11 protein-coding genes and 3 pseudogenes are annotated in these 10560 nt (G+C 42.7%); 7 read left to right on the plus strand and 7 right to left on the minus strand.

Annotated features, from left to right (window positions below; genetic code table 11):
- Together EWV66_RS00560 and EWV66_RS00565 are read left to right on the plus strand one after the other, a co-directional pair.
- Window positions 1-184 (plus strand): annotated as a pseudogene (locus EWV66_RS00560) (RNA-guided endonuclease TnpB family protein); the annotation flags it as partial.
- Between the two features lie 210 nt (window positions 185-394).
- Complete coding sequence (locus EWV66_RS00565) at window positions 395-622, plus strand: DNA-directed RNA polymerase subunit omega (protein ID WP_002761217.1); 228 nt, start codon at window positions 395-397, stop codon at window positions 620-622.
- 29 nt (window positions 623-651) lie between these two features.
- Here the strand turns inward: EWV66_RS00565 and EWV66_RS00570 are convergent, their stop codons facing one another.
- Together EWV66_RS00570 and EWV66_RS00575 are read right to left on the minus strand one after the other, a co-directional pair.
- Entirely contained in the window at window positions 652-1485 is an 834-nt protein-coding gene (locus EWV66_RS00570; protein ID WP_052278521.1) for a Uma2 family endonuclease, read from the minus strand.
- A gap of 23 nt (window positions 1486-1508) precedes the next feature.
- On the minus strand, window positions 1509-2219 hold the full coding sequence (locus tag EWV66_RS00575) for a hypothetical protein (protein ID WP_052277542.1): 711 nt from the start codon (window positions 2217-2219) through the stop codon (window positions 1509-1511).
- A gap of 192 nt (window positions 2220-2411) precedes the next feature.
- Between EWV66_RS00575 and EWV66_RS00580 the strand changes: the two genes are divergently transcribed.
- The 4 genes and pseudogenes from EWV66_RS00580 to EWV66_RS00595 all read left to right on the plus strand — a co-directional run bounded on the left by EWV66_RS00580 (window position 2412) and on the right by EWV66_RS00595 (window position 4681).
- On the plus strand, window positions 2412-3200 hold the full coding sequence (locus tag EWV66_RS00580) for a PEP-CTERM sorting domain-containing protein (RefSeq protein ID WP_002790181.1): 789 nt from the start codon (window positions 2412-2414) through the stop codon (window positions 3198-3200).
- A gap of 200 nt (window positions 3201-3400) precedes the next feature.
- Window positions 3401-3616: a hypothetical protein gene (locus EWV66_RS00585; protein WP_002790182.1), complete on the plus strand. Its 216-nt coding sequence runs from the start codon at window positions 3401-3403 to the stop codon at window positions 3614-3616.
- 3 nt (window positions 3617-3619) lie between these two features.
- Window positions 3620-4060: pseudogene (locus EWV66_RS00590) on the plus strand (type II toxin-antitoxin system PemK/MazF family toxin).
- A gap of 198 nt (window positions 4061-4258) precedes the next feature.
- Entirely contained in the window at window positions 4259-4681 is a 423-nt protein-coding gene (locus EWV66_RS00595) for a SufE family protein (RefSeq protein WP_002766044.1), read from the plus strand.
- A 4-nt stretch (window positions 4682-4685) separates the two neighbouring features.
- On the opposite strand, the gene EWV66_RS00600 is transcribed toward EWV66_RS00595, so the two are convergent.
- Window positions 4686-5237, minus strand: coding sequence for a ferric uptake regulation protein (locus tag EWV66_RS00600; protein ID WP_002737956.1), 552 nt, complete (start codon window positions 5235-5237; stop codon window positions 4686-4688).
- Window positions 5238-5342: 105 nt separating this feature from the next.
- Here EWV66_RS00600 and EWV66_RS00605 point away from each other — a divergent pair, with 105 nt between their 5' ends.
- Window positions 5343-6608 carry a DnaJ domain-containing protein gene (locus tag EWV66_RS00605; protein ID WP_052277540.1) on the plus strand — a complete coding sequence of 422 codons (1266 nt, stop codon included), beginning with the start codon at window positions 5343-5345 and terminating at the stop codon, window positions 6606-6608.
- Here the strand turns inward: EWV66_RS00605 and EWV66_RS00610 are convergent.
- The 4 genes and pseudogenes from EWV66_RS00610 to EWV66_RS00630 form a co-directional block, all read right to left on the minus strand.
- A complete protein-coding gene (locus EWV66_RS00610; RefSeq protein WP_002790187.1) occupies window positions 6561-7175 on the minus strand; it encodes a molybdenum cofactor guanylyltransferase in 615 nt (204 codons plus the stop codon). The two genes, EWV66_RS00605 and EWV66_RS00610, sit on opposite strands and share 48 nt — an antisense overlap.
- A 194-nt stretch (window positions 7176-7369) precedes the next feature.
- Window positions 7370-7735 carry a hypothetical protein gene (locus EWV66_RS00615; RefSeq protein WP_002766050.1) on the minus strand — a complete coding sequence of 122 codons (366 nt, stop codon included), beginning with the start codon at window positions 7733-7735 and terminating at the stop codon, window positions 7370-7372.
- Window positions 7736-8095: a YtxH domain-containing protein gene (locus EWV66_RS00620; RefSeq protein ID WP_002790189.1), complete on the minus strand. Its 360-nt coding sequence runs from the start codon at window positions 8093-8095 to the stop codon at window positions 7736-7738.
- Between the two features lie 350 nt (window positions 8096-8445).
- Window positions 8446-10084 (minus strand): annotated as a pseudogene (locus EWV66_RS00630) (IS1634 family transposase).
- Window positions 10085-10560: the final 476 nt, after the last annotated feature.

The following is a 10560-nucleotide window of genomic DNA, read 5'->3' on the forward strand; positions in this document are numbered from 1 at the left end:
TCTCTTACTGACTTTAATTATCAAGGTCGCCGGTGGGCAATCGGAGACCTTAAAAAACGGACGGGTCGGACAGCATAAGACTTCTGTTAAAGAAGCAGCGTCCTGTGAAGCGTCAACCCAGCCGAAGATCATTCAATTAAGCTTGTTTGATCTGCCGGTCATCACCGTCCGGCCCTGGCGGTGAGGATGTCAACTCTTTATTTGTATATTTTTAAACTTGTATAAAATTGATTTAAGTTTTGTAAAAAGTACTTGACAAAATCCGATCGAGATCAAGGATAACCCTATCCTTAGGGTGGACAAAATGTGGTAAGGTGGATTGAGTAATAAAACTGATCACTAACCTATTATCAGTGACAAGTGCCAAATTCGCCAGAGAAGGCTAAATATAACTATGTCCAAACGGTTTAAATTCGACTCCTCCGAGATGATTTATCTCACCGATAAACTGATGAATGCGGCCAGCAATCGTTACTCGATCGTCGTGCAAGTCGCTAGACGGGCCAAACGCGTCCGCTACGATACCGTAGAAAATATCGACGACCCGATGATTAAACCCGTCCAACGGGCCCTGATGGAAATGACTGACGAATTAACCGAACCGGAATTATTACGCGATTAATCCCCTAAAATTGCCGAGGAAACCCACCCCTACATTTCATCGGGGTTGATACCCAGTGATCTTAGTCTTTCCGCTAGTCGTTGGGCTTTTTGTTCCGCTTGCTGTTTGGCGAAACGTTCTTGCTCGGCGATCGCTTCGGCTGCCTGTTTAGCCAAACGTTCTTGTTGGGCATTCAAACGTTCTTGTTGGGCATTCAAACGTTCTTGAGCGGCGATGGCCGCCGCTGCCCTTGCCCTTTCCTCTGCGGTTAAATAGCGATTTCCCGATTGATCATACCAATAAAGCCATTCTCGCACCCAAGCGATATGTTCTCCCTGCTCATATCCCAAGGCTAACCCGATTTCTGGCAACCATACCCGATTATTTTCAGGCTCTAAAAGCTCGTATTTCCCCGCTATAAGCTTATAAACCTCTAATCTCTCTCTATTTTTAAACCTTCCCCTTCTACCGCTCAAGGGATTGTAAATGGCGTAATAGAGAATGCCTAGGGTTTGATAATCCGCTAACTTTCCCTCATATTCCCCATTATATTTCTCAGAAATCACTTCCAGGGCCAATATCGGCATAATATAAGCTTCTTCCCAGAGAACATAGCTTAATCTTCCCCTTTCGCCGGTATCGTGTTTGACTCCAATGGCTAAAAATCCATCGGGTATGATCGCCGGTTCGTCGGGATTGTAATAAACTCCCATATCGACACCAAAATACCAATCATCCCGCCCCATCCAAATAAATGCTAATAAACTAAGTAATAGATTGGGAATGTCGTTCTGTAACTGGTTATCCACGGGTGTTTCGTCAGAACAGGGTAATTCTTCAGCAGTGGGAAGAAGGCGATTTTTATTGTAGGAAAGGTTAACCATAGCGATTGTTTTGACTAGGGAAATTACCAAGTATTCGGTTGAAAGTCGGCATCATTAATAATAGCCACCGTATCTCCGGAGGGTTTAATCACAAATAGACCTTTTTTATAAGCATAGCGATCGATTCCCTCGTTGATTTCAATTCCTGCCACTGCACCGTAGGCTCGATAGTTTTGATAATGGGGAAAAGCGATTTTAAAACGAGTCAATTTTTCAATAAATTCATCTACATCATCTTGAGATAATCGAGATTTACATTCCACCACCACAAGATCGGTATCATCCACCCCTAGGATATCAATTTCCATGGCGATACCTTGACGCTTGACTCTGGCACGGGGATAAACTTCCTTAATATCAATGCCTTTTTCCTGAAAAAGCCGTAAAACCGCCGGTTCTACCAATTCTTCCACAAATCGACCCCAGCGAGTGGTGAGACTATCTACCGCTTTGCTGGTTCGTTCAACCGTCCGTTTCAGTTCTGCCATGGAGCGATCGCTTTCTAGTTTAGATTCGGCCAGGAGGCTCTCTATTTCGACTCTATGGCGATCATATTCCGCCTTGGATTCGGCAACCAGGCGATCATATTCCGCCTTGGATTCGGCAACCAGGCGATCATATTCCGCCTTGGATTGGGCAGCCCGGCGATTATATTCCTCAGCCCGGCGATCATATTCCTCGGCGGAAGTGCGGAATAGCTGGTAAATATCCGCAAGAGTTACCGGTTCACTCATAGACTTGCCTCTAAAATACCCCTGATCATTTTAGCGATTCCGTCGAAAAGCTGGACAAGAGCCAGAGAGCAAAACGGCAAGAAATATTAAGAATTATTTAAAAGACTTGACAAATGTGCGGGGGGGGGTAAGGTTTCCTTATGAATTTTTGATTTTGTTCCAAAACTTACATAATCCTTACAACAATTTTACGTGAAACTACCCATTATCGGCATCCTATCAGGAGTTGCCCTTGCGACTCTAGGCATCTCTGGCATTGCAGAAGCTTTTCAACTGATTCCTTCTGGTCTTAGTCCTGGTAATCAGTATCGCTTGGTATTTGTTACGGATGGCACGATTCAAGCAACAAGCACTGACATAAATACCTACAATACCTTTGTTGACAATGAGGCGCACACCTCAACAATATTAAATGACGCTTTTACGAATGTAGGAATCGACCCTGCTAGTATTACTTGGAAGGTGATCGGTTCGACAGCTAGTGTGAATGCGATCGACAATACCTCAACCAATACAGTTGACACGAGTGTCCCTATCTATGGTCTAGATGGCAAACTGATCGCCTTCGGTAACTCCGACCTGTGGGATGGCGATATCTGTCCCCATATACCGGCGGCTGGCATCATTTGTCATGATGGTGGTATTTCGATGTCGCAATCTGGTCATTATTTATTCGGTGATGTGTGGACGGGGACTTTATCTTCGGGAGTTGCTTGGTCGGAACCTAATTTAGGTCCACTTGGGTCGGTACCAGTAACTATCGGATCGAGCTATGGAACGAACGTAACTTGGATTCGTTATGGGAGCGATTTTGGTCCAGGGTTTAACGGTCCGGTAGCATTCCGCCCTTTGTACGGAATCTCTTCGGTGCTGACGGTTCCCACCCCGACTGCGACCACTCCAGAACCTTCTAGCCTTCTCGGTTTTATCACCTTGGGCGGATTAATGCTAGGGGGTACCGTCCGCAAAGCGCGGAAGTAATACCTACAAGGGAGAGGAGGCGAGGGTTTCCTCTCTCGAAGCGGAGGTTTTCGATACTTTAAGTAGTCATGCAAAATTAATTACCTGCCCGATCGAGCTAAAACCCTTACGGGGCAATGATCGTCATGTGTAAATAATTTTGCCTAGGTACTTATTTGGTATCATCAAGTAAGAGAAGCTTGATTTATGTTGGTACAGAAATGATGAATCAAAAAATTACTGCTATTTTCAATGGAGAAGCTTTTTATCCTACTGAAACCTTTAATCTTAAGCCGAATACTAAAGTAAAATTGACAATAGAAACTCAATTAATTGATGAAGAGCAATTGCAAATAATGGCAGATGATCAGGATATTTTAGGAGAAATCGCTACCATTAATCAGGAGTTTATGGTCTCTGAAATGGACGGTTTGTAGAAAATGACTATCGCAAGAGGTGAAATTTATTTCGTTAATCTTAACCCGATTCAAGGAAAAGAGCAAGCAGGAACTAGACCAGTTTTAGTAAGTACCTAGGCAAAATTATTTACACATGACGATCATTGCCCCGTAAGGGTTTTAGCTCGATCGGGCAGGTAATTAATTTTGCATGACTACTTATTATCTATTGATGTGATCAATCAGTTACCCTTAGTGGTGATGGTAGTGGTGGGGACGAAAGGAGAAAATATTCGCCAAGATTATCCGACTAATGTTCGCGTTTCGACTGATGAAAGTGGGCTTCCTTTAGAAACAGTCTTTCTTGGTTTTCAAATTCGTTCAATTGATAAAAATCGCTTCCCCTCCGCACCAGTTGGGAAACTATCCGAAGAAAAAATGCAAGAAATTGAAACGGCAGTCCGATATTGCCTAGGATTGTAAGGAGATTTTATATTTTTGGTAGGGCGTTTATCCATAGCTCCTGCAAGCGTGGCGTTTGATTGATGCCAATTCTAGCAGATAGCCTCCAGACCCTCTGACCAAGGCAGTCCTGGCAGCGATAACCACAGCGCTCAACTTCCGCGAGAATGCTAATATAAAAAAGCTATTGGCTAATTTTTTCCTATTTTAACTCGCAATATGCTCCCGTCTAATCTCGATCGCATCGTCGAACGCCTCAAACGTCGTACCGATCCTAAGCAAAAATACGAACAATTACTAGCTTTTGCTAAAAAACTAGAACCAATACCAGAATCTGCCAAAATACCCACTAATAAAGTCCACGGCTGTGTATCCCAAGTTTATATCACTGCCGACATCGAAAATGGCCAAGTTTGGTACAAAGGGGATTCCGACGCACAATTAGTCAAAGGTTTAGTTGCTTTGTTAATCGAGGGGTTAAATGGACTGACTCCCTCGGAAATCCTGCAAGTCACCCCGGATTTTATCGAAGAAACCGGTTTAAAAGTCAGTCTTACCCCTTCCCGCGCCAACGGATTTTATAATATTTTCCAATTAATGCAGAAAAAAGCTCTCGGTTTTCAGTTGGGAATGTCCGCTTAGATGTCTAGTTTTCTGGTTCCGGTTCCTTTGATTCGGGAATCTCGCAGTTTTGGAAACGAGTATCCACCAGCGAACGGGTACAACCCCAATTACTCGGTATTCCCGACGGCCAACCCATCCGCAAAGCTTCTGGACAGATGGCCATCACGGTTAACTGACAGTCAATTAACTGAAAACCCTCTTTCTCACACTGTTTGAGACTGTGTTTGAGAATGGAATCATTGTTAAATTCGATGGTTTTATTACACTGAATACAGACCAAATGATGATGGTGGTGGGGATAGGGTTGATTGAGTTCGTAGTGTTTATGACCCTCGGCCAATTCCAACTCCCGCAAAATTCCCATCCGCGACATCAGTTTAACACTGCGGTAAATTGTCGATAAACTAATTCCTTCCCCCCTTTTGTCCAGCAATTCCTGCAATTCTTCGGCACTGAGATGATTGCCTTTCGGTAAATTCTGGAAAACGTGCAGAATTTTCTCTCGCTGGGGAGTTAAGCGCCACCCCCGCGCGTTGAGTTCCGCTTTCAGGGAGGAAGCAGTGTAGGCAGACATAAGCGATCAACTCTCAATAAAAGCTATTTAATTGACAATGATAGTCGTTTCGGCGAGCCATTGGCAACAATTTTAAGTAGTTGAAAATTCCCCCCGCATTCGAGTATGAAAAATTACTATGAAATCCTGCAAATTCCCCGTAATGCCAGTAATAATCAGATAAAAGCCGCTTTTCGTCGTCTGGCCCGGCAATATCACCCCGATTATAATCCCAATGATCCAGAAGCAGTGGCAAAATTTCGGGAAATTGAACAAGCTTATCGGGTTTTGAGCGATAAAGACAAAAGAAAAGAGTATGATCGCAGTTTATCCCCGGAAATACCCACTTTTAACCGCAGTGCCGAGGATTTTTATCAACAGGGATGGCACTACGCTCAAGAGAAAAATTATCAACTAGCGATCGCATTTTACCAGCAAGCGATCACAATTAATCCGCAATTTTGGCAGGCCTATCTGCAACGGGCGGAAGTTTACTACCATAATCAGCAGGATCGGCAAGTTTTAAGCGATTGTCGGCAAGTTTTGCAGTTAAAACCCGATTGTTCCCAAGCTTACTATTACCTCGGTTTATCCCGTCAACGACTCGGTTACACCCAATCCTCCCTAGAAGCTTATGGCAAAGCAATCGCCATTGACCCCAATAACCCCCAATTCTATTATCACAGAGGATTAGCTCTAGAGGAACTCTCGGAACTGCCAGCAGCACGAAAAGATTTTCAAATAGCAGCCAAGAAATTTAAGCAACAGGGAAATTTTCGCCGCTATCATGCCATTGCCAATAAGTTAAGAGATGCTCATAAAAGTTATCGACAACAGCAATCAATCAAGTGGTCAAAAACTCTTTTTATTGTTTTTAATTTGCTGAAAATCTCTGGCTCATCTTTGCTCAAACCTAAGACCGGTCTAGCACAGTCTTTTTTAAAGCTTAACCGTAATCAGGCTTTGGCTACGGGTGCATTAGCAGCAATAATCAGCAGTTTTTTTATCGCTTTTACTTGGCAAAACTGGACAGTTAAATCTGAGTTTTTGCTGTTATTAGGCTGGGCAGTATTTCCTTTTATTATTCTGACTTTATCTAGTTGGTTTGGCAGAAAATTAAGTAATAAATATGGTAGTTTTACTGGCGATATATTTTTAGCTGGCCTAATAGTTTTGCCCTTTTCCCTCGTCATTTTGCTCACTTCCTATTTATCCATAAATGGCGATATTATTGGCGCAATTATAGGTGTAACGGGCGGTTATCTAACCGGAATGCTCTACTATGGTTATCGCCATTTATCCAATATTTCTTCGCCGATCTCTTTACTTTTACTCCCTTTTGTGCTAGGTTTTCTTACGGTTAATATCTGGGGAGTTTATTATTATCTCTAAATCTTCTGGAGTATTACAGTTAAATAAAATCTCGGAATTATCGATAATCAATTCCTCCACCACAGCGACATTTAACCATTTTTGAAAAGAAGTTCCCCCTTGCTGAATATAAGTCTGCAAAGATGCTAAACAACGACGATGATAAAAAGCACAGAGAGGCTCCCAACGATTGCCGCACCGAGGAACCAAAGCCATGGCATTTTCTGGTACAGTGGCTAATAATCTTGACCATTCTTGAATAATTGGAGGCGTTAGTAAAGGTAAATCGCAAGGGAGTAATAAAACCCAATCGGTTGATACAAAAGTTAATGCCAAGGCAAAGGCCAATAAAGGCCCCCTAGTGGGAAGCGGTTCCTTAATTATCCGGCAGTATTGGGGAATGATCAGTTCATAACGTTCTGGCCAAGGCGTAATCACAGACACTTGCACCGCACAATCTTGGGCAATTACACAGATATTCTCTAGAAAAGAGAGACCCTGAAAAGATAACAATGCTTTATCTCGTCCCATACGGGAACTTTGACCACCAGCCAGAATTAACGCCGTTAAAGCCGGAAAATCACCCATAATAACTTATATTCTCCTCTGCCTAAGTAGGGTTTGCGGCAAAAAGTTTGTTGGTGGAGTCAGTTATCAGTTATCAGTTATCAGTTATCAGTTATCAGTTATCAGTTATCAGTTATCAGTTATCAGTTATCAGTTCACTGAGAAAACTCCCCACACCCCACACCCCACACCCCACACCCCACTTCCCCATCTGCTTAACTGCGTTTCCAAGTATTCCAAGCGACTTTCAAACCGATCAAGAGGCGACGGCTGCCACGATCGAGCTTGCTGAGACCAGCTTTAGCACTACCGAGACTGCGATCGACTCCTTGGACAACTTGGCGGGTACTTTTGACCCCTTCATCGATATTTTCGGTTAATTCGCTGATTTCCGCCCCTGTTAGGCGAATTGCTTCTAGAGTCGGGGGAAATTCCCGATGGAGGGTATCGAATAATTTTTCGGCACTGCGGGCTGCCCGGGCTAACTCTTGCAGGGCAGGTAAAGCAGCGATGAAAACCGCCGTTAAACTAACGGCGACTAGCAGTAAAGAACATCCTAGCCAGAAAATAGGTTCGGTCATTTAATGGTCATTCGAGTGATGATTATCGCCTTGGGGGGAGTCTTCTGAGTCGGGGAAAGGATTGTCCGTGGCTAGACTTTGACTAGCTTCGATTCCGGCTGTCACCGCCTCTTTTAATCTCATTAAAGTATCATCCCAATTACGCCGGGCCGATTCCGATAGGCGATCGGCCTGTAATTGCATCGTCGTGGTCAGATCTTCGGCTAATTCAGGCAAAGCCCGGGCGGATTTTTGCAGAATTCGACGGGTTTCTTTTCCAGATCTCGGCGCTACTAATAAACCCGCCACTGCCCCGATCGCACTGCCCACTAAAACCCCGACGACGAATAAGCCACCGTTACCGTTATTTTTATCTGCCATAGGATTGCCCCTGTACTTAATTCCCAATTTTACGAGCAATTACACTGCTCTTGTGCAGTTTCTTCGGCAAAAATTTTGACCTGTTGCTCTTGGCAAGCAAAAACAGACCTAGAAGGGATAACTTGAGAAAAAACTAGCGATCGGGGAAAACCTGATTTTATGGCTGACTTTGAGCCAATAAGGGAGTGAAAAAGAAGAACCTCTGGGAGTCTTGCCGTGTTTCGACCCCAAAGGTTCTTCTTATACTGAACTTATACTCCTCACACGATATTTATATTACTGGACTTCCCCGTTGACAAAAAGCCATAACCTGTGCTGTAGAAGGGATTAAGAAAATTTCCGCTGCCCCGTTACTGGGTACAAATCAGGGAAACTCCCAATAAATCTAACGCTTTTTGTTGCAGTTGGGTCGGTCGAGTTATCTTAGAAAAACGATAACTTCCCTCCCTAATCGTACATTCCACTGTATTCAAGCAAATTGTCCCCAGGTCTTCCAACAAAGTCCGAAAGCTATGCACAGGAAAATTCTCTTGATTCCGTTTTTTTCTCTCCCACATAATAAGCCAACATACATAAAAAGATATGGGCTTTAACTCTATCACCCTTATAATGATAGATAGGACGTACCTTTAAATCAATTGACTTATAACAGCGAAATGCCTCCTCCACTTGAGATAAACTTTTATAAGCTTTAACCGTCGTCGCTGCATCCATCAAGGTTGACTCCAGAGAAGTTCTTAACACATACACACCATCCAAGGCCGTTTCTTGAGCGATTAATTCCAGCTTACGCTGATAAGAAAAGCCTTCCTCTGTTATCTCTAGGTTATAGTATTTATTGACTTTAAACTGATTAAGAATCTTGCCCACTCTCAAAGCTATCTTATCTTGACCCTTTAAAGCTCTTTTCTCCCTTTGAGTCGCCTGAACAATCAAATCTAGTTCCTTCTCTACCGCTTCTAATAATGCCTCTCTTTGTAGTTGATTTTTCTGGGCAATGAAGGGATTACGACAAGCAATTAATCTTTCATCGGGATAATCTTCACTCTCAAATTCCACCAAGTTTACCTGCTCAAATAATCCTAATTGAATCACTTCTACCTCAGCCAGTTTCCGAATTTGAGGCTTAGTTAAACCAGTAATATAGTCTAATCCTTCTATGGGTTTTACTAATTCCTTGATTTTCGAGTTGGTGAAAATTCCTCTATCGCTTACCCAGACCACATTCTCAATCCCCCAACCCTTTCTGACTTTCTCAATTTGTCCGCTTAAAGTAGCACCGTCTGAGGTGTTTCCTTCAAATACTTCTACCGCTATCGGACAACCCTTAGCTGAACAGAGCAGACCAAAAACTATCTGAGTTTTCCCTTTCTTTTTATCTCGATTATCACCATATTTTCCCAGTTCACAACCATCTCCTTCTAGGTAAGTAGAAGTGACATCATACAAGACTAATGTTCCTGATTCCAAGTGTTTAAGTGCTAGGTGCTTCTCAATTTTCTCTTGTTTTTCTAATAACCAATCTAAGGCGTTATATAATTCGTCTTCATCGGCTTTCTCTAAGTCTAACAATTGTCCTAAACTCTGACTGCAAGTTTCGCTATTAAACCCTCTCGCTGTGGCTAATTTCGATTTAGGATTGATGATTCTTGCCACAATCATTGCCACCACTACGTTTCTGATTCGTGAGGATTTTTCACTGATTATTTTATCTAAACCTAATTTTTTAATCGTCTCTAAAATAGCCATCACATGACCATGAGGAAGACTTCTAATCACTTCAAAATGATTGGGAATGCCTTCATTCATGGACAGTGTTGCCCCTTTAAGAGCCAGTTTCAGATTGTCGATAATATCATCGGGTAATTTTGAGAGATTGGCCAGGGTTCTTTTTTTGACTTGATCTCCTTCTCGGTAGGATTCTCGAAGAAGAACAGCGGGGGGAGAATTACGGTTAGGAACTTTGGTTCTTCGGTTTTTGTTATGCAATGGACGGGGGTTATAAGGGATGGAACCCTTATATAGAAAGGCATTTGGCGATTTTTGTCAATTATTTTTGATCTAGAGCGAACTAATCAATTAAGTCGAACCATAACAAGTAACGAAGAGCCGGAACTTTTTCTATATACATGACCACTATTTTAGCAAATGGAGAGAATTCTTGTCCATTAAGAAATGTTACAAATTACATGGGTACATTAAGAAAAGTTAAGGGGGTGCATCCATTGATGGATAAGGGTTTTCAGCTATTATGGTATATATGTATGGGGGAAGTTCAGGTATAGTAAGACTTTTAGCGATTACTAAGAATTATGAAGTGTCACACTCTAGTCAGCGATCGCCAGCTTAATGAGAGTTTATCTCAATAATTTGGTATCAGAGCTATCAGATTTTTAGGGCTAATTGTGCATCTGCTGGGCAAACAAATTAGCCTGTAATTCAGAGCCGGCAATCGTTTTGACGAT

Origin of the sequence: Microcystis sp. M_OC_Ca_00000000_C217Col, from assembly GCF_007095585.1 — a bacterium.
Classification (GTDB): Bacteria; Cyanobacteriota; Cyanobacteriia; order Cyanobacteriales; family Microcystaceae; genus Microcystis; species Microcystis panniformis.

Excerpts from the sequence above, each read along its gene's own strand:
- EWV66_RS00565 (WP_002761217.1), top strand. The coding sequence starts at position 395 with ATGTCCAAACGGTTTAAATTCGACTCCTCCGAGATGATTTATCTCACC.
- EWV66_RS00570 (WP_052278521.1), bottom strand. The coding sequence starts at position 1,485 with ATGGTTAACCTTTCCTACAATAAAAATCGCCTTCTTCCCACTGCTGAA.
- EWV66_RS00575 (WP_052277542.1), bottom strand. The coding sequence starts at position 2,219 with ATGAGTGAACCGGTAACTCTTGCGGATATTTACCAGCTATTCCGCACT.
- EWV66_RS00585 (WP_002790182.1), top strand. The coding sequence starts at position 3,401 with ATGATGAATCAAAAAATTACTGCTATTTTCAATGGAGAAGCTTTTTAT.
- EWV66_RS00595 (WP_002766044.1), top strand. The coding sequence starts at position 4,259 with ATGCTCCCGTCTAATCTCGATCGCATCGTCGAACGCCTCAAACGTCGT.
- EWV66_RS00600 (WP_002737956.1), bottom strand. The coding sequence starts at position 5,237 with ATGTCTGCCTACACTGCTTCCTCCCTGAAAGCGGAACTCAACGCGCGG.
- EWV66_RS00605 (WP_052277540.1), top strand. The coding sequence starts at position 5,343 with ATGAAAAATTACTATGAAATCCTGCAAATTCCCCGTAATGCCAGTAAT.
- EWV66_RS00610 (WP_002790187.1), bottom strand. The coding sequence starts at position 7,175 with ATGGGTGATTTTCCGGCTTTAACGGCGTTAATTCTGGCTGGTGGTCAA.
- EWV66_RS00615 (WP_002766050.1), bottom strand. The coding sequence starts at position 7,735 with ATGACCGAACCTATTTTCTGGCTAGGATGTTCTTTACTGCTAGTCGCC.
- EWV66_RS00620 (WP_002790189.1), bottom strand. The coding sequence starts at position 8,095 with ATGGCAGATAAAAATAACGGTAACGGTGGCTTATTCGTCGTCGGGGTT.